Genomic DNA, 21,315 nt, shown 5'->3' with positions numbered 1-21,315 from the left:
ACTTGACAGGGGGCACTTCAAACATCGTTCGGCTACGATGCATGGAGGTTCTTCCTTTTTCCTACTCTCCGATTTGTTCAGCGTACTTTTCGCGCATTTCCTCCCAGTGTGACCAAGGCCATCCCTTTATCTCGCCTGCCAGCGTTTCCGCCAGCAAATCGAGATGCACATGCCACCCTGCAAGCATGTAAGACAAACGCTCCGTTGCATGGATGGAATGAGTGAGCACCAGGCGACATCCATCCGCTTCCGGGGCCAATTCCCAGCGCAGAGCAGATTCACTTGCATCCTCACTGTTCCATGTATAGGCCAATACTGCCTTTGGCTGTGCCTGAATCACTCTGCCATTCATTACATCGCCTGTATTGGCAAAAGTAAGCTTGATACGCCCGCCTTCTACCGGCTCTACTTCCGCCTCTGCCAGCCAGTTCACGAGTTTTTCTGGCTGGGTCAGCGATGCCCAGACTTTATCTACAGAATGCTGCAGATGACGTTCAAAGCGCAAAACACTGCTGCCTTCGCTCTGTGTAACCGTTCCATCCATCGGTCCATTCATCTTTTCATCCTCCTTGTCCAACTTGGGTTTGCCGGCTTTTACACCGGTTACCATACCTGCATCATTTGACGCCAGAGTGCGATTACCACGATACCTGCGAGCAGTGACCACACGATTTGCTTTTTCCATAGTCCAATAGCGAGTGCAGCCGCACCTGCCACTACATACTCCGGACTCCACGCCCCTTTTGGCGCATGAAACAGGATCGGCGGTATGGTCATGGAACTGAATACGCCGACCGGCACCATCGCCAGCCCTCTTTTAAGCCATGCAGGTATCTCCCAGCGGGAACTGATCAAGAGCATGGGAAACCTCGTCAAGTACGTTATGATCGCCATAAGTCCAATATACAAGAAGATGTTATCGTTCACCTCTCACCGCTCCTATCCCCACCGCCATCAGTGTTCCTGCGATGACCGCAACTGTTGCCCCACCAAGGGCATACCCGATGCAAGCAACTGCTGCTGCACAAAAAGCAACCTTGAAGTGAAAAGATGATACGAGATTGACTGCGAGGAAACCTAAAAAGGTGGCCACAAAAGCAAAATCAAGCCCGTATGCTTCTGTTTGAGTAAAGACTGTACCAAACCACGCTCCTATAAGCGTGCTTGCATTCCAGATAACATAATCCGCAACGCTTGCACCTGCAAAAAACGAGAGACTTGGCTTTTCCCCGGATGCCAGGTAAGTTGCTTTCAGAGCATAGGTCTCGTCATTTAGCGTACCCGCCATCAGCGACAGCTTCCATGGAGCCGTTCCGCTAAATTTTGGCCCCAGTCCAAGTCCATACAACAGATGCCGAGCATTCAATAACAACGTAGAGACCAAAATTGGCCAACCGACAATCCCCTGGGAAATAAGTCCGACTGCAGCAAACTGTGAGGATCCCGCATTCACCAAAAGCGAAAACAGCATAGCCTCTGTCACACCCAGGCCAGCTTGTCTCGCCAAAATTCCAAAGACCAACCCATCAACAATCCCGGCAGCCGCTACCGGGAAAATCTGTTTCATTCCTTTTACAAACAACGCCTCTGACACCTTGATGTTCTCCCTTCTTCAGCCCAAAACCCTCTGTCTCATTCCGTATTTTCTGTCATCTAGTGAAATCTTCCCGCAAGTATGCCTCCCACGCTTCTCGAAGCAAGCGAATGCCAGCCTCCATCTCTTCGATAGACTGCCCGCCAAAGCCGAATTGAAAGGTGGGAAGCCCCTTTTTCGTAGGATCGACCCATTTGTGAGCGGTAGGATAGACGCGTATGCCTGCGGAAGCTGCTATCTTTGCCAGCTCTTTGGAGGTACACGCACTATTTACCTCAACGGTTACAGACAACCCCGCATCTTGTCCCCTGATACGGATGTACGCGCCCATCTCTTGTTGCAAAATATGCAGCATGGCATCATGCTTTTTTCGATACAGCGTCCTCATCTTGCGGATATGCCGTTCCCAGTCGCCATTTTTCATGAAAAGGGCCAGCGTTTCCTGATGAATGCGTGAGGCCGTTTGGTCAAACGCAGACATCTGCTTTTGATAAATGGACGACAGCTCATAGGGCAGCACCATGTAGCTCATGCGAATAGACGGCAGCAACGCTTTGGAGAATGTACCCAGATAGATGACACGCCCTTCGGTATCCAGGCCTTGCAGCGAAGGAATCGGTTTGCCGCTGTAGCGAAACTCCCCGTCGTAATCGTCTTCCATGATGTAGCTCTCGGTCCGGTTGGCCCAATGAAGCAGCTTTACCCGCTTGGCATACGGCATCACCACTCCAGACGGATCCTGATGGGAAGGCGTGACATAGACCATTCGTGCCCCGCTCTCACTAAGCGCCTTAATATGAATGCCGTCTTCTTCTAGCGGAATCGGCCGCACATCGTACCCCATATTAGAAAAAACAGTACGCACGCCGTTATAGCACGGTTCTTCGATGGCAACTGCTTGATCCCTTGTGCCGAATAAAAAGCCCAGCATGCAGATCAGGACCTGCGTTCCCGCTCCAATCACAAGCTGCTCTGCTGTCACCTGTACTCCCCGAGCACGCCTGAGATAGCGGGCAATCTCCTCTCGCAGTACCGGTTCCCCCTGGTAGTGTCCATAATAGAGCACACTCTTGTTTTCTCGCTGCATACACTGATTGCTGTATTTACGCCAAAGTTCAAAAGGAAACTGGTCTGCATCTACCCGCGCTTGGTGAAAATCAAAACGGATCGGTACCTGCTGCGGATCAACGACTCCTTTCACTTCTCCGCTGAGTCCGTGCTTCTGCTCCGGTTCCTCTTTTTTCTGTCTAGACACCGCAAACGGACCATCCCAATCCATATCTACCACGTAAAAGCCGCTTCGCTCTCTGCTCTCGATATAGCCCTCTGCCAACAACTGATGATAAGCCGTTTCGACCGTCGTTTTGCTGACGTGTAAAAAGCTGCTCAAGGCGCGAACCGACGGTAGTCTTGTCCCAGAGAGAATGCGTCGACTCTGGATTTCCGCACAAAAATAGCGGTACAACTGTAAATACAACGCTTCGTTGCTCTCTTCAAAACGAGGGCTGATATCCAGCATGCCCCCTCCACCTCTCTTGCTATGTTGACAATTCTATAAGTGCAAATATTCTCTACCCTTTATCATAGCAGAAGACTCTCCATCTTTCTTGTCCCCAAATAGAAAGAGAAAACCGACAGAGTCAAAGACTCCATCGGTCCTATACACACCTTACGCAAGATAGGCTTCCCGTACCTGTGGATTCGCAAGCAGGGTGTGCGCATCGTCCTTCATAATGATTTCTCCCGTTTGAATCACATATCCGCGATGAGCAACGGAAAGGGCCTGATTCGCATTTTGCTCGACCAAGAGGATCGTCATGCCTTCCTTATTCAGCTCAGACACGATATCAAAAATTTGTTCCACCAAAATCGGAGCCAAGCCCATCGAAGGCTCATCCAGCATGAGGATTTGCGGCTTCATCATTAATCCGCGCGCAATCGCCAGCATTTGCTGCTCCCCGCCGGACATGGTACCGCCTTTTTGTTCAATCCGTTCCTTGAGACGAGGAAAGTAAGTAAATGCCCGCTCGATTCCTTCCTCGATCACCTTTTTATCAGCAACCCCAAAGGCACCCATCTCCAGATTCTCACGCACCGTCAGCTTAGGAAAAATCCGGCGTCCTTCTGGCACATGGGCAATGCCTGCTTTTGCAATGTCATGAGTCCGCATGGCTGTGATATCTTTGCCGTTAAAAAAGACTTTCCCTTGCTTGGCACGCGTCTGCCCACAGATTGTTTTGAGCGTGGTCGACTTCCCGGCCCCGTTGGAGCCAATCAGCGTCACCACTTCCCCCTGATTCACCGTAATGCTTAAGCCCTTCAATGCGTGGATGCCGCCGTAATAGGTATGAACCTCTTGCAGTTCCAACAATGCCATATCTCTTCCTCCTCCTACGACACTTCCGACGCACTTTTTCCGAGATACGCCTCAATGACGCTAGGGTTGTTGCGGATCTGCTCGGGTGTTCCCTCCGCAATCTTGCGTCCGTAATCGAGCACGTGAATGTATTCGCTCAGGCCCATGACCAGCTTCATGTCATGCTCGATCAGGATGATAGTCAAATCCAGCTCTCTTTTCAAACGACGAATAAAGTCCGTCATTTCCACGGTTTCGCGCGGGTTCATCCCGGCTGCCGGCTCATCGAGCAAAATGATTTGCGGGTTGGTCGCCATCGCCCGAGCGATTTCCAGGCGCCGCTGCAATCCGTATGGCAAGCTGCCTGCCGCTTCGTTGGCGATATGGGCGATCCCCACGTACTCCATGAGCTGGTACGCTTCCACACGCGCCTTTTCTTCTTCATGACGAACGTGCTTCGTATTGAACAAAATCCCTAAAAGCCCTGCTGATAATCGGCTGTGAACTCCCACCATTACGTTTTCCAGCGCCGTCATTTGTTTGAACAGACGGATATTTTGAAACGTACGCGTGATTCCACGGCTGGCAATCTGATCCGGGCGCAGCCTTTTGATGCTCTTGCCATTCAGTAAGATTTCACCCTCGTCGGGCTCGTAAAAGCCGGTGATCATATTGAAAAACGTCGTCTTCCCAGCCCCGTTCGGGCCGATAACGGCCGTTATGCTTCCTTTTTCAATGGCAATCGAAACGTCCTGATTGGCGATTAGGCCACCAAATCGTTTCGTCAAATGCTTGGCTTCCAACAATGCCATGCTCTTCCCCTCCTTGTCCGCTACGACTGTTTGCCAGAAGTCATCTGAGACAGCTTGCTCAGGATTCCCAGCTTGTCTTTGCTAAACTTACTGTTCTTGATCGAATCGAGATCGTTTTTCTTTCGCTTGGCTGGTATCAATCCATTCGGACGATACAACGCCACAAGAATCAGCATGATCCCAAAGACGAGTCGCTGGAACTTGGACGGGTCCAACTGGTTGGGCAGATTGATAATGCCCGACTGCTGCAGAGAATGCAAGAAGTTGGAGAACTCTTTTAGCAATTGCACTTGCAGGATTGTCACAAAAGCGGCACCCAGGACAACCCCAGGAATACTTCCGCTACCCCCTAAAATAACCATGACGAGAATCCCGATTGATTCCATTAACGTAAATGACGTAGGATCAATAAAGGTTTGCTTCGCTGCAAAGATGACACCAACCACACCAGCAAAAGATGCACCTGTCGCAAAGGCCGCCAGCTTTGTATTCAAAAGCGAGATCCCCATCGATTGAGCAGCAAGCTCATCCTCACGAACAGCGATCCATGCACGACCCATACGGGAGTGCTCAAAACGGATGTTCGCCACGACGATAAAGGCGATGACGAAAAGAACGATGAAGTAGAAGTAAAAGGGTGTTCCCATCTTGATCCCAAACAACTCAGGTGACGGAATGGGCGTAATTCCTTGTGGACCGTTCGTGATATTGATCGGTTTGTCTAGGTTGTTAAAAATAATCCGGATAATCTCACCAAACCCTAACGTTACAATAGCCAGGTAGTCCCCTTTTACCCGAAGAACAGGCAGGCCCAGCAAAACTCCGAATATGGCGGCTACGATCAGCCCGACGATCAAAAACGGCCAGAACCAGTCACCGGATAACGGAAACAGATTCCCTGCGATAAATTCATTCGCCTGCGAGGTTGAGAAAATCGCATAGGCATAAGCACCGGCGGCAAAGAAGGCTACATAGCCCAGGTCTAAAAGACCCGCAAAACCGACTACGATGTTCAGACCAAGCGCCATTGCCACGTAAATGCCTACCTGTGAAGCAACCTCCATGTAGTAGCGGTTTTCCCCAGCCACAAGCGGAATCACAATCAATAGCACCGCTGCTCCAATGATCATCTTTACTGTTTTGGAAGCATTGGTGTAATAGATGAGAACGATCGAAGACAAAATGCCGAGAAACGCAATCACTGATTTATCCATGAAATGCAACGCTGCTGCGAAACCAGCAATCCAAATCAAAGTGACTGCGAGCGGGATGCCTTTCAACGATTTCCATGCCATGTTTGCCATTGGATTCACCTACACTTTCTCTTTCACAGCTTCGCCAAACAGCCCTTCCGGCTTGAAGAGAAGCACGAGGATTAGAATACTAAATGCAAACACGTCTTTGTACTCGGCACCAAACGCTCCGTTTGTCAGTGGGCCCATGAATGCCCCTGAGAGCGATTCCAACATTCCGAGAAGAATTCCACCTACCATGGCACCTCGCAGGTTACCAATTCCACCTAATACAGCCGCCGTAAACGCTTTCAGACCGAGAATAAAGCCGATATACGGGTCGATTGTTCCGTAGTTTTGCGAGAACAAAACCCCTGTTGCCCCACCAAGACTGGAGCCGATCAAAAAAGTAAGCATGATGACTTTGTCTACATTGATCGTCATGAGCGATGCCGTACCTTGATCCTGTGCAACGGCACGCATGGCGATTCCCCATTTTGTTTTCCCTATGAATAAGGTCAATCCGACCATCATGACAATCGCGAGGACGATCACAACCATGCCCTTTGTCGGGATTGAAGCCCAGCTGCCGAGTGGAATTGTCCCTGTAAAAAGAGTGGGGGTGTTCAGATAAAATTCATTGCGAGCGAGCGCTTCAGTAAAACGAACAAGGTCTTGCAGCAAGAATGAAACACCGATAGCAGAAATCAACGGAACCAGACGAGGGGCTCCACGCAGCGGTCGATAAGCCACCCTCTCAATACCTACGCCTAGGGCTCCTGTAAATATCATGGCAATCACAAGCGTCAAGAATAGTGCGACAAATGGATTCATGCCTTCCAGCGCTCCCAAGGCGTCAGAGATCAGCAGGACCTCTGTTCCCACAAAAGCACCCACCATAAAAATTTCTCCATGAGCGAAGTTAATAAATTCCAAAATCCCGTAAACCATGGTGTAGCCTAGTGCCACGACAGCGTACATGAAACCTAGTATCAACCCGTCAACCAACACCTGAGGCAAAATGTTTAGCATCATGCTTTTCCCATCCCTCATTTCTTTGTGAAATTTTGTAAATTTTCTGCATTCATTGCCGTGACCGGATATGGGCCTTCATAAGTGGAAAAGGGGCGTACACCTATGTGCAGTCCCTAAGCTATATGAGGCATACTAAAACGTACTATGATGTCAGGTGCTCCCTACTCGACCTTGCCTACAAAAGTGGATTTGTCCTTGTCATACTTGTAAATGAATACATCTGGATTTACGTTGTCACCTTTGGTTTTTGCCTGCCCCCGATAGCAACCACGTTTTAACGGAAGATTATTGTGAGTAACCCTTTTCAACACTTACTACCAATACCGCAGATCGAATGCTTCGTCAGAGCGTTTTTTCATGCGGAATGGAATCCCCCTTATACTTTTTGTATATTTTCACCAAAACGTCCCCCTTTTTACCAGGTTGTGACTATGTAAGCACGTACCTGTGGGTACAAGAGTAGAAGTGCTTGGTTTATCATTATTGTAGAATAAATCGGAAAATTTACAAGAGGAAAAATATTATCTTCGTATACATATCCAACCTATACATGAAACCGAATTTTATCTAGTAAAATCTCATTTTGTAAGAAACTCCCTTTATGTTAAAGGGAGTGAAGAAACCAATAATTTTCCACTTTTCACATCAATAATTCCATCTGAGGTAAGTCTCGCATACGGTAGGTGAGTCGCAGTAAAAAACAAGATCGAGTACAGCGGATCGAGGTGGACATGCCCTTTTTCTCTGAGCTTTTGAGTCAAATTCTCTGCCATACCGATTACTTCCTCCATCGGCGCATCGGAAAATTTTCCGGCCAGCGGCAATGGGCATTCGCATACTACTTTGCCCGCGTCGATGAGCACGACTCCCCCGCCCAGCTCTCTCACCCGATCCAGTGCGTCTGCCATCGCCTGAGGATTTCGTCCGATGATTATCCACTCGCCCGAAGCCGTATACGAGCTGGCCAGCCCTTCCAGATTGGACCCATAGCCGTGGAGTACGGCGAGCGTCCGTCTGACACCGACAGGATCTACGCTTGCAATGAAAGCCAGCTCCGAATCGTGGTCAATGGAGACGTAGCCTTCTTCATCTATCGGTAACGACTCCATTTCCAGACGAGTGATGACGGCATTTTGCATGCTCAATACAGGTGTCTTGTCATCGTGCGGGCGCAGACGGAACCACTCTGCACTCGATTGGGCGTCCAAGACGTCGACTGGTGGAAAATGAACCTTGTCCCATTCCCCCTGAACCGTCGGCACCAGCAATTCATCGTTTCGGGCCGCAAGCTGTCCATTGGCAATGACCATTACAGGAGTAGGATTGTCTTTTTCCGAGAGCAATAGCATATCCGCAAGTCTTCCCGGGGCAATTCCACCGATTTCTGCCTCCAGACCATAGTAGACAGCCGGGTTTAGCGATGCCATCACATACGCTTCCTCTGGAGGCATCCCAGCCTCAATCGCCACGCGTATCGTACCGTCCATCAGTCCATTTCGATGCATCGGGGGCGTACTCCCGTCCGAGGTCAGCATCATCCGATTAGACCAGGGAAGCCCGAGTGCTAACCAGCCTTTTACCAAATCAGGCAAATCAGGACGAATGGACGAGTGTCGGAGTGTGGCGTACATACCCATTCTCAGTCGATGCAGCAAGTCCTCTGCTGTAATGCCCTCATGACAAGCGGTAATGCCCGCCGACGCTGCTATATTTAATGTTTCGACCGACGCCCCCGGATGATGTCCTTCCATCCGTTTTCCCAGATCGCGCGTAGCTTTTAGGCCAAACAACAGATTTTCGTCCTCCGTCAGCACACCGGACCAGCTGGTCAGCTCGCCTCCTTGCACGACCAGCGGATGCTCCAGCATGCGAGAGAGCCCTTCCTTGGAGAATCGGGGATGATCTTTGCCCGTCTGCGGATCGAGCCGTCCCCAGAAAAACTGTTTAACAGGATGCGCAGAAAGCGACTCCATGATCCCCTCAATCTGTTCAAAGGGCAGGTTCATCAGCATCAGCGTATCAGATACGAGTGTTGTCGTTCCCCTCTTGAGTGCAAAATCAGCCAATGTATATGGGTTGTACCATTGAAAAGGATGAGCATGCGGCTCCATATATCCCGGTACAAGATACTTCCCTGACGCATCCATAATTTCAGTGTGCTCATCTACTACCGGATCTTTTTCGCCGACATAGGCAATCCGTTCTCCAGCCGTGACAACATGGGCCCGGATCCATTCCTTTGTATACACATTCAGTACATTCGCACCTTTGATCCACATACTGGCGGGTGCCAGTCTTCTGCTTACGCGCACCTGGTTCAGGTAGGATTCGCTAGATAAAGGTCTTACGCGCATATGTTTTTCTCTCCTCGCTGTCTTATTTTCATCAGTTGACCTACTGAACGTCCATTCACTTTCTGCTTTAACTGCTTCGTCGCTGGCTGGCACTTCCCCTGCTTTTTCCTGTAATCGGTAGCAACAATTTCCACGGGTGCGAAACCTCGAAAAACCACAGACTATTTCATAGAAGAATCGACAGGAGGCTATTATGATGCAAAAAAACGTGGGTACCACTGATGCTATGATTCGGATTACCGGTGGTCTGTTAGGTTTGGCTTATGGTATTGGCAAAATGAGTCGTCGCCCTTATAACACTCCTTGGCTTTTGATGTCATTATCCGCGATGAAGGTAGCAGAAGGTGTCACCCGTTTTTGTCCCATGTCCGCTATGTTAGGTGTAAACACGATCAAGGCAAATGGCATGCAAAACATCATGGACAAGGTAAAGCAAACAGGAATGCAGGCTGTCATGAATCAGGTTACGAGCTCCATGAACCTAACCGGCACGACAGACAAGCAAAAGCAAACAATCGCACCGACCATTGAGAACCAAGCTGCGACCGCAAGCCAAAGCAGTGGGTTCCAAAAGGAATCGCTTACTGCTGAAGATGAACGAATTGAACAGGCAGCTCGGGAATTTATTTCTTACCGTTCCCAAGACAAGCACGGGCATCCATCAAACCAGTATCCTACTTATTCTTAGGAGGTTATATCTATGCTGACAGTCGGACCTCCCTTGTACGAATGGTTTTCCCACAATTTCTTTGTCATCGCTGCTATCATTGGCGTGATTGCTGTGATGGGGTACTACGTTTACAACCTGAGCAGAAAAAAAGGGAGATACCGCCAGTAAAGCGGTATCTTCTTTTAATTACCACCTCAACATGAACAAGTCTTGATAGCGGTTTTTTTATTTACACATTTAGTTGCTTAGCTTATAATTGTCATAGCAATTATTTTCAGGCGAAAGAAGGCTATCACCGTGATCGACCAATGGAAGGATGAACCACTAGGTTTTCTTATCGGCAATACGTATCGGAGAATGATCCACCACGTTTCCACCTATCTGCGGGAATTTGATCTGACCACAGAGCAGTTTGCTGTTTTGTTCAGGTTGCGTGAACAGGACGGCATTAACCAAAAAGAACTGGCTCTTCGTTCAGCCAAGGATCAGCCTACGATGACGAGATTGCTTGATATCTTGGCAAAAAAAGGCTTGGTAGAGAAAAAAATGTGTCCCGAGGATCGACGTGCCTTTCTCATACACCTTTCTCCTGAAGGACGAGAATGGATTGAAAAAGCGATCCCCGTAGAAGCCCGCGCTGTCTCAGAAATATTCAGAGACATCCCTTCTGACCAATTAGACTTTTTGAAACAGATCCTTTTGCAAATCAATACAAACATAAACAGACATACAAAAGAGTAGGAGTGACATCATTGGGAGAGGCTAGAGAGAAACTATGGACGAAGGATTTCGTCCTCTTAACTGTTTGCAATTTGCTTTTGTTCATTACGATCCAGATGCAGACCCCAACCTTCCCTGCCTATGTAAAACAGGCGTTCCAAGCGGATGATTTTATTGTCAGTCTGGTCATCAGCTTATTCTGTATTGCAGCGGTTGTAGCCAGAGTCTTTACCGGGGAAGCATTGAAAACGAAAAGCAGTAAAATGCTTGCCATCATCGCCCTCTGTTTTGTCGGGCTTGCCACTGCCGGTTATTATTTTGCTGACGGCATCGTCTTCTTTCTTTTGATGCGAATGGTTGTCGGTATCGGCTTTGGGATGGGGAGCACGACTTTTCCCACGATTGTTTCCAACGTCATTCCGAATAGGCGAATCGGCGAAGGAATGGGGTATTTCGGATTGTCCACCAGCCTTGCCATGGCGCTCGGTCCTATGATTGGTCTTACCCTTCTTAATCAGTTTGGATTTGGATCGATGCTCGTGACTGTCGTTCTGTTGATCGCTCTCATTTTTCCTCTCATGCAAATCATTCGGGCCTATGGGAAACAGCCAGGGCCTGCTAAAAACGCTGAAGCGCCTACAGGTCTCGGACGTTTTTTTGACAAGAAGCTTTTGCTGCCGGCCGCATTAAATTTTTGTCTGTCTATCACGTATGGCGGGGTGCTCAGCTTTTTGGCCTTGTACGGAAAAGAAACGCATATTGAGAATGTCGGGTCCTTCTTTCTGTTCAATGCTATCGCAATGGTTTTGATCCGTCCATTTTCTGGAAAGCTGTTTGATCGCAAAGGTCATATGGCCGTACTACCTCCCGGTGCTATTTTCGTCGGGGTCAGCCTGCTCATCCTATCGTTAGCAAGTACCCAATCGATCTTACTGGTCTCCGCCTTTTTCTACGGCTTGGGCTATGGTACCATTCAACCGTCCATTCAAGCTTGGATGGTCAAACAGGTCTCACCTGAACAACGGGGTATGGCCAATGGTGTATTTTTTAATTCCATTGATCTAGGAATTGCTGTAGGCTCCATGCTTCTCGGGGTTCTGGCCACTCACTCGAGCTACTCCGTCATGTACCGCTGGTCGGCTCTTTCCATGCTCCTCTTCCTCGTCATCTACTTCCTTTCACAGATCGTGAATGGCAAAGGAAAAAAAGCTGCTATGACTAGCGAAAACGCTGGGATCTAAAAAAGAAGAAAAAAACCAGGCTTTGATTTGCCTGGTTTTTTGCTTTACTGCTGATGTTTCATGGCTTTCGCCGCAATATCAGTCCGATATTGAGCCCCTTCAAACCGGATGGCTTGCACAGACTCGTAAGCTGCTTCGCGCGCTTTTTCCAAGTTTTCTCCTAAGCCAACAACACCCAGCACGCGACCACCGCTCGTCACGATGCCCTCTTCGGTCTGCTTGGTACCGGCATGAAATACGGTCACGCCTTCCCTTTGTTGTTCCAAGCCGTGAATCAACTGACCCTTCGGATACTCTCCAGGATAACCGGGAGCTGCCATCACGACACACACAGCGCTTCCCTTTTTCCAGGTGACATCGACTGCGTCCAGTTCACCATTTACTGTTGCCACGAAAATGTCCAGCAAGTCGGTTTCCAACAGCGGCAGGATGACTTGTGTTTCAGGATCGCCAAAACGCGCGTTGAACTCCACTACTTTTGGACCTTCCTCGGTAATCATCAGCCCTGTGTACAAGATTCCTTTGAATGGAATACCGTCATTCGCCATACCCTTTGCCATCGGTTTGACAATGGTTTCGACGATTTCGTCTACCAGTTTATCGGACATTTGCGGAACCGGTGCATAGGTCCCCATGCCACCTGTATTCGGCCCAAGATCGTCGTTGAAGATACGCTTGTGATCTTGGGAAGTGATCATCGGTTTCACTGTTTCTCCATCGACAAACGACAGCAAGGACAGTTCCTCGCCGCGCATGCATTCTTCGATGACGACACGCGCTCCTGCTTCGCCAAATGCATGATCCTGCATGATATGGCGTAGTGCTTCTTCTGCTTCTGCAAGTGTCTCTGCTACGACTACGCCCTTACCTGCAGCCAGACCGTCCGCCTTGACCACAATTGGAGCTCCCTGCTCACGCACATATGCGATGGCGGATTCATAATCAAGAAACGATTCGTACGCAGAAGTCGGGATGTTGTAGCGTTTCATTAAACTTTTGGCAAACGACTTGCTTCCCTCGATCAACGCCGCTTTTCCGTTCGGGCCAAAAATAGGCAAGTTGCGTTCCTGGAAAAAGTCCACGATCCCGCCTAACAGAGGATCTTCGGGGCCGACCACGGTCAGGTCAATCCCCTCATCTTTGGCAAACTGGGCAAGCGCGGCAAAATCATGGACATCAATCGGTACATTTTGTGCGATTCCAGCAATGCCACCATTTCCGGGTGCACAGTAAACCTTCTTTACCTTTGGGCTTTGCAGTAGCTTCCAAGCTATGGTATGTTCGCGACCGCCGCCGCCAATAACTAAAACATTCATCGTATAGCCTCCTGTAGTAGAGGTGATTTGCTCTATTAGTGTTTAAAATGACGAGTGCCAGTAAACACCATGGCAATTCCAGCGCGGTTGCAAGCGTCGATGGACTCTTGATCGCGAACGGACCCGCCTGGTTGAATAATCGCAGTGATGCCAGCTTGTGCAGCTGCTTCTACTGTATCCCCCATCGGGAAGAATGCATCTGATGCCAGTACAGAGCCAGTTGCCGCGGCACCAGCCTGTTCGATCGCGATTTTAGCTGCGCCTACGCGGTTCATTTGACCTGCGCCAACACCAATCGTCATGTTGTCTTTCGCCAGCAAAATAGCGTTGGACTTGACGTGTTTGACTACTTTCCACGCAAACTGCAGTTGGACCAATTCTTCTGCTGTCGGCTGACGGTCCGTAACCACCTGAATTTCACTTTCCTCAAGCTGCTTGTAATCGAAATCCTGAATCAGGGCGCCACCAGCTACAGGCGCTACGCGGAAGAGATTGTCCGCTTTTTTGCCCAAATCATTCAGTGCCGGGATGCGCAGTAGGCGAAGGTTCTTTTTCTCAGTCAGGACAGCTAATGCTTCTTCGGTAAAATCAGGAGCGATGATGATCTCCAGGAAAATTTCTTTCATGGCAAGAGCCGTGTCGTGGTCGATTGCACGATTAGCAGCTACGATCCCACCAAAAATCGAAACGGGATCAGCTTCATACGTTTTTTGATAGGCTTCACGAATATTACTGCCAATTCCTACTCCACAAGGATTGGAGTGCTTGATGGCTACTACAGCCGGCTGGTTGAATTCACGTACAATCGCCAATGCCGCGTCCGCATCATTGATATTATTGTAGGAAAGCTCTTTTCCATGCAGTTGCTCTGCATATCCGATGCTCAGGCTGCTTGCCAGCGGTTCGCGGTAAAAAGCTGCGCGTTGATGCGGATTTTCGCCGTAACGCAAATCCTGCGCTTTTTCATAGGTGACAGTATAGCTCTCCGGCAACAGCTCGCCTACTTGTTCACTCAGGTAACGGGAGATCAGGGCATCATACGCCGCTGTGTGACGGAATACTTTTGCAGCCAGCCTGCGACGCGTCTCCAATGTCGTATCGCCACCTGCTTCAATTTCTTCGGCGACTTTCTCGTAATCAGCAGCATCAACTACCACACTGACAAACGCATGGTTTTTGGCTGCGGAACGCAGCATTGTAGGCCCACCGATATCAATATTCTCAATTGCATCTTCGTATGTCACGTCTGGCTTTACAATCGTTTCTTTGAAAGGATACAGGTTCACGACGACCAGATCAATGGTTTCAATGCCTAAGTCTTTCAATTGCTTTTGATGTGCTTCGTTGTCGCGCACAGCCAAGAGGCCGCTGTGGATATTCGGATGCAGCGTTTTGACGCGTCCGTCCAGAATTTCCGGAAATCCAGTTACTTCGGAAATGCCAATAACAGGAACACCTTCTGCTTTCAAGAGAGAAGCAGTACCTCCGGTTGAAATGATCTCTACTCCGGCATCTGCTAGTCGACGGGCAAACGGAATCAATCCTGTCTTGTCAGAAACGCTGATCAACGCTTTTTTCACACTCACGGATAGAACCTCCTGACTTTTAGTTGAAAACGATTATGAACGGAATTAAGTTAAAACACGAACATTTCTTTCCTATTAAAACATAATTGTACGTTTTTATCAAGGTTTTCGTGGAGGAAAACAAACGCAGCCGCCCATGCCTATTCGGCACTCGCGACTGCACTCACCATATACCTATGCATGTTAGTAGCGCTTTTTCTTGCTTTTTCCCGACAATTTCTTCACGCGTTCCGCAAGCGACAAGTCTCTGCTTTTTCCTGCCGCTCTGATCGGCTTTTTGCTCTTGGTGCTTTTCGTTTTCACATCTTTGGGCAAAAGCCCCCCCAAATCGTCCATAGTAAAGGATTTCCCACTTTTCATGTGGTCTTTGACCCGTTCCTTCGTCGATTCGGGCACATCCAGTCCCATATCAGACAATTCGTCTAATACGGAGTCGATGTTGCCCCCGCCCTTAGGCATTTTTTCAGCCAGCTTCACAATATCGTTTAGCGTCCATTCCCGCCCTGTTTTCTTGCTTAGCTTGCCCAGCAAATCGGCAACAAAATCTCCGCTCAAATGGGCCCCTCCTCTTTTCCGGCTTCTTTCTACTGTATGTTGAGGAGTGGCAAATGGTTTGGGTTTTTGTTGATGAAAAGATGTTGACAAACCAAGATCGTCCCACCTATACTGCGATAGATACTTTGATTAACAAAATTTAATGGAACCGTTCCCGTTAGGTGAGGCTCCATGACGAACACAGGCCACTGCCCGGAAATGTCGAAAGACGCCAATGGGTAGAACAGGGATTGCCGGATTAAGGCTTTACTTAAGGTGGCTGAGCACGAATGGTTGCTCTACGTCGTCATGTGCCAAAACTCAACTTGGGGAAGCGTATGTTAAGTGCTTTTTAAGTGCGTGTTTTTCCATGCACTTTTTATTAGCATTTCAAGGCTTCCCTACACACGGGAAGCCTTTTTGTTGATTCCAGGGAGGTGAGCTGCTTTCCGTATTCGATTATGTCACTCCATAAAGATTTTTGTTAAGGAAGGAGCTCACCGCTGCTTGGAATGCGGTAGCCACCGCCGATAAAGCAGCTTTGCGCACCTTTCGCTACTATTTTTTATAAAGGCAGGGTGAAAGTGATGCTAAACATTTATCGCAGCAATGAGTTTGGAAATCTCGTAGAATTAGCCGATTATGAAAAAGGGTGCTGGATTCATTTGACGGAACCAACGCAGGAAGAAATCCAGCATGTTTCAGATATTTTTGCGATTGACCAAGAATTTTTTCGAGATGCTCTCGATGAAGGGGAGCGCGCGCGAATTGAAAAAGACGAGGATTGCACGATGCTGATCGTAGAGATCCCGATTCTGAGCTCAGACGATAAAATACGTACCATCCCACTTGGAATCATCATCAAAAATGATTGCTTTATTACGATTTGCCTCACAAACACTCCCATCCTTGAGGATTTTGTATCTGGCCGCGTAAAGCATTTTCATACGTTCATGAAAACAAGGTTTGTCCTTCAAATTCTTTACCGGATGGCTTTCTACTATTTGCTATACCTGAAGCAGATTAACCAGAGACGAGAAAAAATGGAGGAGGCACTGCATAAATCGGTCCGAAATAAAGAACTCTTTTCCTTATTAGAAATCGAAAAAAGTCTTGTTTATTTTACGACAGCGTTGACCAAAAACAACATTTTGCTGGAGAAGCTGTTCAATGGCAGTTACCTGAAAATTTATGAGGAAGACAAGGAGCTGTTGGAAGATGTCATGATTGAAACAAGGCAAGCGATCGCAATGACTGAGGTATACAGCTCCATCATGAGCTCGATGATGAATGCTTTTGCCTCTGTTATTTCAAACAATGTCAATCATGTTGTAAAAATATTGACAGCCATTACAATTGTATTGGCTCTTCCTACCATGATCGCCAGTATATACGGGATGAACGTCGAATTACCGTTGCAGAATAATGACCATGCTTTTTCCATTATCATGCTGCTCTCTCTTGTCTCAGCATTGGTCACCAGCCTCATCTTTTGGAAAAAGAAATACTTTTGATTCAATGAAAAAGCAGTGGAAGTTTGGACAAGATAATATGGTCCAAAACTACCACTGTTTTTTTAAACGCCTTTCATTTGTTTGGCCAGCTCTGAAATTGTTTTACGCTTTAGAGACTGCTCCATTTGCCGCTCGGCATCAATGACGACCTGTTGAATCAGACATTCGCTCCCGTGTTTAAAGCTGCATTCAAACAAAGAAGTCGTGCCTTCGATCGCATGAATGACATCCAGAAAGGAAATCTCCTCATAGCTGCGCTTGAGTCTGTATCCGCCATTTGCACCGGATACAGAATGGATAAGGCCTGCCTTGACCAGCTTGGTCAGCATTTTGGAAAGATAGGTCTGGGAAACCCCCAGCTTCTCTGCTAATATCTGCACACTTACGGGCTTGTCTGGTGCTTCCATTACAAGATAAAGCATCACATGGAGCGCATTGTCGGTTGCCTGTGAAAACTTCATAAGACACCTCGATTGTAGACTTTACTTATCTATGATAAGGTTCATTTCACAAGATAGCAAGTGTCACATGCAACTTGACATTAATAAAATAACGGATATTATAGATACTATAAGTCGATAATCTAAGAGCGCTCTTACGATTATGCTTACCTTATCTTGCTTTATCTTTATTAGATGAAGCTTTTCTTTCAATTCAATCACAGATATAAAGAGTCTCTAATATCTTCGGAAAGGAGTTAAACATTATGATTTACGATTGCGCGATTGTTGGCGGAGGGGCAGCCGGTTTAAATGCCGCTCTGGTGCTCGGCAGAACACGGAGAAATGTCGCCTTGCTCGACAACAATCAGCCCCGAAATGCCGTCACCCATGCATCTCACGGTTATCTGACGAGAGACGGAGTGACGCCTGCAGAGTTTCGCCGCATTGCCTATGAGGAGGTGCTCCGCTATCCGTCTGTTCATCATCTGGAAACAGAGGTCGTTTTCATTACAAAGCTCGACTCGGGATTTGAGGTGCATGATTCATCAGGCGCTCGGATTCAAGCACGCAAGCTGATCCTGGCTGCAGGCTTAAAGGAAATCTTTCCTGAGATTGATGGCCTCCATTCTTTATATGGAAAAAGTCTGTTTAATTGCCCGTTTTGCGATGGCTGGGAGCTGCAAGATCAACCTCTTGTCGTCGTTTCCGAAGATCCATCCGTTTTCCATACCGCCAAGCTGCTTTTGAATTGGACCCGCGATTTGGTCGTTTGCACCAATGGTCAAAATTCACTTTCAGATGAACAAAAAGAGCAGCTTCTTTCCAAAGGAATCATGGTGATGGAGCAGCCTGTCGCAGCCTTCATCGGAGAAAACGGGCAACTATCGCATGTACGTTTTGCGGATGGAACGACGATCGCCAGGACAGGCGGATTCGTAGCTCCTAAATTTATTCACAGCGCGCCATTTATCGAGAGCTTGGACTGCGAAAAAACCCCATTGGGCGGGATTAAGACAGATCAACTAGGTAAAACCTCCATCCCTGGTTTGTTCGCCGCAGGGGACACATCGTATGTCGCGCCTTCTCAACTGATTTATGCCGCTGCCACCGGAAGTAAAGCAGCTATGAGTGTAACCAAGGAATTAACGGAAGAAGATTTCCATGACAAATGGTAAAAATCGAGTCACATTCACGATCTTGGCGTTAGTCCAAGCGACACTAATCTTTACGATCGCGCTGATCATGATTCCGATGCCAAAGATTGCAAACGAGTTCGCCTTGAGTTCGTCACAGCTACTGCTGCTTCAAGTTGCTTACGGCCTGCCCTTTAGCGGTCTGCTGCTGTTTGGCGGTCGGCTGGCGGATCGATACCGTGGCCTGCGGATGTTCGTAATCGGGCTGATTGTTTTCGGAGCTTCCTCTCTTTTCGCAGCCTTCTCCCCCAGCTTCGAGATTCTGGTCAGTATGCGCTTCTTGCAAGGTATCGGTGGGGCATTGATAGCACCTGCTGCCATGGCTGTATTACGTGTCCTGTTCCCTGATCCTGCGGCATTCGGACGCGCCATGGCCATTTGGGGCGGCGTTTCCGTCCTAGGTGCAATTGTGGGCTTCGTCGCCTCAGGTATTTTGACAACCTGGATCTCGTGGCGCTGGATGTTCGGTGTTCCGATTCTGGTCGCCATCATAGGTCTTGCCGCAGCACGCTGGTTACTCCCAGCAGACCGCTCCGAAAATACCAGCAACCGTCCTGGTCTTGATCCACTTGGAGCCATCCTCGCTACCTTGGGCATTGTGTTTACCAGCTACGGTTTGATTGCTGTCGAGGATCATTCCTGGACCTCAGCTGTCGTGTGGGGCCCTCTGGTTGCCGGTCTTGTGCTGCTTGCTTCCTTTCTGCTTGTCGAATACAAGGTACGTGATGCGCTTCTCCCGCCTGGCTTTCTTTTGGATCGATACCGTTCCATTGGGTTGCTCGGTATGCTGCTGGCCGCCGCCACTTCAGCGCTTATCCAGTTCGTTCTGTCGCTTTATCTCCAGCAAATCCGAAACTGGTCACCCTTCTCTACCGCAGTCGGCTTCCTCCCCTTTGCAGTGACGCTGATTGCTACGAATCTGGCTGCTCCTGCCCTTGTGGGACGATTCGGCGCACGGATGGTAACCGTTGCAGGATTTATCTTAGCAGCTGTCGGGTGGGGCCTCCTCGCTGGGATTGATCACGACACTGCCTATGCTTCAGGTCTTTTGCCTGGACAGATTATTCTGGGTGCCAGTATATCGCTGATTTTCTCCGGAGCCGCCGTGCTCTCGACAGTAAACGTACCAGAGCACCAAACCGGGCTTGCCGGCGGCGTCATGAACACGGCCATGGAACTCGGTCCGACCGTGGGGCTAGCAATCCTGATGTCCGTGGCATCCATACAGGCCGAAGTTGTAAGAGGCTACGCTTGGGCATTCGGAACGGCTGGCGTGTTTTTTGTGGTTGCCGCGGTAATCACAATCGTACTGATCAGCAGATCTCCAGTTGTGGCTGAGAAGTCGGTAAACAGTTGAAGTTGTTTATTGAATCGAACTAAATTCGGGAGGGATTTGAAATGGAATTAAGAATGATTCACAACGAAGTAAACCCTGCTGCTTACGAAGCCATGAAGAGCCTTGAATCCTTTGTACTTCAATCCAGTTTGGATGAGACTATCATTGACCTAATCCAGCTAAGAGTGTCTCAAATAAATGGTTGTTCCTTTCATATGAATGTAAACGCAAAAGCCCTGTACGACAAAGGAGATCAATTTGAGCGCATTTTACTCCTGAACGTATGGCGTGATGTGCCGAACTTTAGCAAGAAGGAAAAAGCAGCACTTGAGCTTGCGGAGCATCTTACTAAGGTTTCCGAGCTCGGAGTACCTGAGCATGTATACAAGCAAGTCCGCGACCACTTTAATGAACAACAGTACATCGATCTGGTGATGGCGATCAATGTCACCAACTGCTGGAACCGACTCGGAATTGCTACCGGTATGACGCCTGGATGTTCATTAGAGAAATAAAGGCTTGTGATTTTGGAAAATCGATAAAATAAATAAAGGAGACGATACAAAATGGCGATTTACCACGTAACCGATGCTACATTTAAGAACGAAATGCAAACGAAAGGACTCACCTTAGTCAATTTTTGGGCGCCTTGGTGCGGACCGTGCCGTATGTTTGCGACCATCCTTGAAGCATACGTAGCCGAAGGAAACCATGATGTCAAAATCCTCAAGCTCAATGTAGATGAAGAATCCGAGGTTGCCAATCAATTTGGAGTAATGAGCTTGCCCACTAGCATCTTGTTTAAAGATGGCCAACCAATCGACAAAGTCATCGGTGCCGTTCCTCTCATTGAACTGAAAAAATTCGTAACCAGATAAAAAGAGCAAGACGGTGAAGAGCCGACACATCCACTGTGTCGGTTTTGCTGTGTTATGCAAACGGCAAGCTGCTCCCGGCAGCAGACTGCGCGCTGCTGCTTGCTCAGGGACGCTACCATTTTTGATAGGTAGTCCGTTTGATGGATTGCTCGTATACCCACTCATCCAAAGCTCTTTTGGAGAATCGGTACGTGCTGTTGATCTGCAAAGCAGGAATATCCTTACTATCCAAAAGCTTGGCCAAAATCTGCTCGGTAATGCCTAAGTATTCAGCCGCTTCTACTGCATCAAGTATTTGTTTTTCTTGTTGAGCCTTCCTCTGATTCATATTGCTTACTGAACTAGTCATGTTCGCCAGGATATTTGCAATGGCAGCCGTATTGTGTGTCTCTCCATTTCCGAATGCAACTACGCTCTTCTCAACATCAGAAATCATCCACGCCCCAGCCAATACAGATACGCAAAGGCAAAGCAACAAAATGTTTTTAAGATCTCTCATTT

At 48.4% G+C, this 21,315-nt stretch carries 23 protein-coding genes and 1 riboswitch; of the genes, 9 read left to right on the top strand and 14 right to left on the bottom strand.

Features of this window, described 5'->3' with window-relative positions; genetic code table 11:
* Window positions 1-61: 61 nt before the first annotated feature.
* The 9 genes from ACIFQN_RS25340 to ACIFQN_RS25300 form a co-directional block, all read right to left on the bottom strand.
* Window positions 62-556, bottom strand: a complete 495-nt coding sequence (locus ACIFQN_RS25340) for an SRPBCC family protein (RefSeq protein WP_429835807.1) — start codon at window positions 554-556, stop codon at window positions 62-64.
* A 47-nt stretch (window positions 557-603) separates the two neighbouring features.
* On the bottom strand, window positions 604-927 hold the full coding sequence (locus tag ACIFQN_RS25335; RefSeq protein WP_429835806.1) for an AzlD domain-containing protein: 324 nt from the start codon (window positions 925-927) through the stop codon (window positions 604-606).
* Window positions 917-1,594, bottom strand: a complete 678-nt coding sequence (locus tag ACIFQN_RS25330) for an AzlC family ABC transporter permease (protein ID WP_429835805.1) — start codon at window positions 1,592-1,594, stop codon at window positions 917-919. Before ACIFQN_RS25330 ends, ACIFQN_RS25335 begins: the two co-directional genes overlap by 11 nt.
* A gap of 55 nt (window positions 1,595-1,649) precedes the next feature.
* Window positions 1,650-3,113: a PLP-dependent aminotransferase family protein gene (locus ACIFQN_RS25325; RefSeq protein ID WP_429835804.1), complete on the bottom strand. Its 1,464-nt coding sequence runs from the start codon at window positions 3,111-3,113 to the stop codon at window positions 1,650-1,652.
* 150 nt (window positions 3,114-3,263) lie between these two features.
* Window positions 3,264-3,971, bottom strand: a complete 708-nt coding sequence (locus tag ACIFQN_RS25320) for an ABC transporter ATP-binding protein (RefSeq protein WP_429835803.1) — start codon at window positions 3,969-3,971, stop codon at window positions 3,264-3,266.
* A gap of 14 nt (window positions 3,972-3,985) precedes the next feature.
* Window positions 3,986-4,762 carry an ABC transporter ATP-binding protein gene (locus tag ACIFQN_RS25315; protein ID WP_429835802.1) on the bottom strand — a complete coding sequence of 259 codons (777 nt, stop codon included), beginning with the start codon at window positions 4,760-4,762 and terminating at the stop codon, window positions 3,986-3,988.
* Window positions 4,763-4,782: 20 nt separating this feature from the next.
* Window positions 4,783-6,066 (bottom strand): branched-chain amino acid ABC transporter permease, encoded by a 1,284-nt coding sequence (locus ACIFQN_RS25310; RefSeq protein ID WP_429835801.1) that lies wholly within the window; start codon window positions 6,064-6,066, stop codon window positions 4,783-4,785.
* A gap of 9 nt (window positions 6,067-6,075) precedes the next feature.
* The gene (locus ACIFQN_RS25305) at window positions 6,076-7,047 is read right to left on the bottom strand and encodes a branched-chain amino acid ABC transporter permease (protein WP_429835800.1); all 972 of its coding nucleotides are present in this window, start codon (window positions 7,045-7,047) and stop codon (window positions 6,076-6,078) included.
* Between the two features lie 581 nt (window positions 7,048-7,628).
* A complete protein-coding gene (locus tag ACIFQN_RS25300) occupies window positions 7,629-9,383 on the bottom strand; it encodes an adenine deaminase C-terminal domain-containing protein (protein ID WP_429835799.1) in 1,755 nt (584 codons plus the stop codon).
* A 193-nt stretch (window positions 9,384-9,576) separates the two neighbouring features.
* On the opposite strand from ACIFQN_RS25300, the gene ACIFQN_RS25295 reads away from it, so the two are divergent.
* The 4 genes from ACIFQN_RS25295 (at window position 9,577) to ACIFQN_RS25280 (ending at window position 12,014) form a co-directional block, all read left to right on the top strand.
* Window positions 9,577-10,071, top strand: coding sequence for a YgaP family membrane protein (locus tag ACIFQN_RS25295; RefSeq protein ID WP_429835798.1), 495 nt, complete (start codon window positions 9,577-9,579; stop codon window positions 10,069-10,071).
* 12 nt (window positions 10,072-10,083) lie between these two features.
* The gene (locus ACIFQN_RS25290; RefSeq protein ID WP_429835797.1) at window positions 10,084-10,221 is read left to right on the top strand and encodes an EYxxD motif small membrane protein; all 138 of its coding nucleotides are present in this window, start codon (window positions 10,084-10,086) and stop codon (window positions 10,219-10,221) included.
* A gap of 129 nt (window positions 10,222-10,350) precedes the next feature.
* On the top strand, window positions 10,351-10,794 hold the full coding sequence (locus ACIFQN_RS25285) for a MarR family winged helix-turn-helix transcriptional regulator (protein ID WP_429835796.1): 444 nt from the start codon (window positions 10,351-10,353) through the stop codon (window positions 10,792-10,794).
* 11 nt (window positions 10,795-10,805) lie between these two features.
* Window positions 10,806-12,014 (top strand): MFS transporter, encoded by a 1,209-nt coding sequence (locus tag ACIFQN_RS25280; protein ID WP_429835795.1) that lies wholly within the window; start codon window positions 10,806-10,808, stop codon window positions 12,012-12,014.
* A 44-nt stretch (window positions 12,015-12,058) separates the two neighbouring features.
* Here ACIFQN_RS25280 and purD read toward each other — a convergent pair whose 3' ends face one another.
* The 3 genes from purD to ACIFQN_RS25265 all read right to left on the bottom strand — a co-directional run bounded on the left by purD (window position 12,059) and on the right by ACIFQN_RS25265 (window position 15,471).
* Complete coding sequence (purD, locus tag ACIFQN_RS25275) at window positions 12,059-13,330, bottom strand: phosphoribosylamine--glycine ligase (RefSeq protein WP_429835794.1); 1,272 nt, start codon at window positions 13,328-13,330, stop codon at window positions 12,059-12,061.
* A gap of 35 nt (window positions 13,331-13,365) precedes the next feature.
* Window positions 13,366-14,916 (bottom strand): bifunctional phosphoribosylaminoimidazolecarboxamide formyltransferase/IMP cyclohydrolase, encoded by a 1,551-nt coding sequence (gene purH, locus ACIFQN_RS25270; protein ID WP_429835793.1) that lies wholly within the window; start codon window positions 14,914-14,916, stop codon window positions 13,366-13,368.
* A gap of 183 nt (window positions 14,917-15,099) precedes the next feature.
* Window positions 15,100-15,471, bottom strand: coding sequence for a hypothetical protein (locus tag ACIFQN_RS25265; RefSeq protein WP_429835792.1), 372 nt, complete (start codon window positions 15,469-15,471; stop codon window positions 15,100-15,102).
* A gap of 146 nt (window positions 15,472-15,617) precedes the next feature.
* Window positions 15,618-15,790, top strand: a riboswitch (M-box (ykoK) riboswitch).
* 247 nt (window positions 15,791-16,037) lie between these two features.
* On the opposite strand from ACIFQN_RS25265, the gene ACIFQN_RS25260 reads away from it, so the two are divergent.
* Entirely contained in the window at window positions 16,038-16,964 is a 927-nt protein-coding gene (locus tag ACIFQN_RS25260; RefSeq protein ID WP_429835791.1) for a magnesium transporter CorA family protein, read from the top strand.
* Between the two features lie 62 nt (window positions 16,965-17,026).
* Here ACIFQN_RS25260 and ACIFQN_RS25255 read toward each other — a convergent pair whose 3' ends face one another.
* Window positions 17,027-17,425: an RrF2 family transcriptional regulator gene (locus ACIFQN_RS25255; RefSeq protein ID WP_429835790.1), complete on the bottom strand. Its 399-nt coding sequence runs from the start codon at window positions 17,423-17,425 to the stop codon at window positions 17,027-17,029.
* A gap of 245 nt (window positions 17,426-17,670) precedes the next feature.
* Between ACIFQN_RS25255 and ACIFQN_RS25250 the strand changes: the two genes are divergently transcribed.
* From ACIFQN_RS25250 to trxA, 4 genes are read left to right on the top strand one after another with little or no spacing between them, the layout of a single operon-like run.
* Window positions 17,671-18,582 carry an NAD(P)/FAD-dependent oxidoreductase gene (locus ACIFQN_RS25250; RefSeq protein ID WP_429835789.1) on the top strand — a complete coding sequence of 304 codons (912 nt, stop codon included), beginning with the start codon at window positions 17,671-17,673 and terminating at the stop codon, window positions 18,580-18,582.
* A complete protein-coding gene (locus ACIFQN_RS25245) occupies window positions 18,569-19,957 on the top strand; it encodes an MFS transporter (RefSeq protein ID WP_429835788.1) in 1,389 nt (462 codons plus the stop codon). Before ACIFQN_RS25250 ends, ACIFQN_RS25245 begins: the two co-directional genes overlap by 14 nt.
* Before the next feature lie 41 nt (window positions 19,958-19,998).
* A complete protein-coding gene (locus ACIFQN_RS25240; RefSeq protein ID WP_429835787.1) occupies window positions 19,999-20,451 on the top strand; it encodes a carboxymuconolactone decarboxylase family protein in 453 nt (150 codons plus the stop codon).
* A 51-nt stretch (window positions 20,452-20,502) separates the two neighbouring features.
* Window positions 20,503-20,814 (top strand): thioredoxin, encoded by a 312-nt coding sequence (trxA, locus tag ACIFQN_RS25235; RefSeq protein WP_429835786.1) that lies wholly within the window; start codon window positions 20,503-20,505, stop codon window positions 20,812-20,814.
* A 112-nt stretch (window positions 20,815-20,926) separates the two neighbouring features.
* Here the strand turns inward: trxA and ACIFQN_RS25230 are convergent, their stop codons facing one another.
* On the bottom strand, window positions 20,927-21,313 hold the full coding sequence (locus ACIFQN_RS25230) for a helix-turn-helix domain-containing protein (RefSeq protein ID WP_429835785.1): 387 nt from the start codon (window positions 21,311-21,313) through the stop codon (window positions 20,927-20,929).
* Window positions 21,314-21,315: the final 2 nt, after the last annotated feature.

This window comes from Brevibacillus sp. NRS-1366 (assembly GCF_050467985.1).
Note: the sequence above shows the minus strand (reverse complement) of the source record. Positions and strands in the feature narration are given on the sequence as shown.

Bases quoted from the DNA above. Each gene is read 5' to 3' on its own strand.
- ACIFQN_RS25340 (WP_429835807.1), bottom strand. From the start codon at position 556: ATGAATGGACCGATGGATGGAACGGTTACACAGAGCGAAGGCAGCAGT.
- ACIFQN_RS25325 (WP_429835804.1), bottom strand. From the start codon at position 3,113: ATGCTGGATATCAGCCCTCGTTTTGAAGAGAGCAACGAAGCGTTGTAT.
- ACIFQN_RS25320 (WP_429835803.1), bottom strand. From the start codon at position 3,971: ATGGCATTGTTGGAACTGCAAGAGGTTCATACCTATTACGGCGGCATC.
- ACIFQN_RS25315 (WP_429835802.1), bottom strand. From the start codon at position 4,762: ATGGCATTGTTGGAAGCCAAGCATTTGACGAAACGATTTGGTGGCCTA.
- ACIFQN_RS25310 (WP_429835801.1), bottom strand. From the start codon at position 6,066: ATGGCAAACATGGCATGGAAATCGTTGAAAGGCATCCCGCTCGCAGTC.
- ACIFQN_RS25305 (WP_429835800.1), bottom strand. From the start codon at position 7,047: ATGAGGGATGGGAAAAGCATGATGCTAAACATTTTGCCTCAGGTGTTG.
- ACIFQN_RS25300 (WP_429835799.1), bottom strand. From the start codon at position 9,383: ATGCGCGTAAGACCTTTATCTAGCGAATCCTACCTGAACCAGGTGCGC.
- ACIFQN_RS25295 (WP_429835798.1), top strand. From the start codon at position 9,577: ATGATGCAAAAAAACGTGGGTACCACTGATGCTATGATTCGGATTACC.
- ACIFQN_RS25290 (WP_429835797.1), top strand. From the start codon at position 10,084: ATGCTGACAGTCGGACCTCCCTTGTACGAATGGTTTTCCCACAATTTC.
- purD (WP_429835794.1), bottom strand. From the start codon at position 13,330: ATGAATGTTTTAGTTATTGGCGGCGGCGGTCGCGAACATACCATAGCT.
- ACIFQN_RS25260 (WP_429835791.1), top strand. From the start codon at position 16,038: ATGCTAAACATTTATCGCAGCAATGAGTTTGGAAATCTCGTAGAATTA.
- ACIFQN_RS25255 (WP_429835790.1), bottom strand. From the start codon at position 17,425: ATGAAGTTTTCACAGGCAACCGACAATGCGCTCCATGTGATGCTTTAT.
- ACIFQN_RS25250 (WP_429835789.1), top strand. From the start codon at position 17,671: ATGATTTACGATTGCGCGATTGTTGGCGGAGGGGCAGCCGGTTTAAAT.
- ACIFQN_RS25245 (WP_429835788.1), top strand. From the start codon at position 18,569: ATGACAAATGGTAAAAATCGAGTCACATTCACGATCTTGGCGTTAGTC.
- ACIFQN_RS25240 (WP_429835787.1), top strand. From the start codon at position 19,999: ATGGAATTAAGAATGATTCACAACGAAGTAAACCCTGCTGCTTACGAA.
- trxA (WP_429835786.1), top strand. From the start codon at position 20,503: ATGGCGATTTACCACGTAACCGATGCTACATTTAAGAACGAAATGCAA.
- ACIFQN_RS25230 (WP_429835785.1), bottom strand. From the start codon at position 21,313: ATGAGAGATCTTAAAAACATTTTGTTGCTTTGCCTTTGCGTATCTGTA.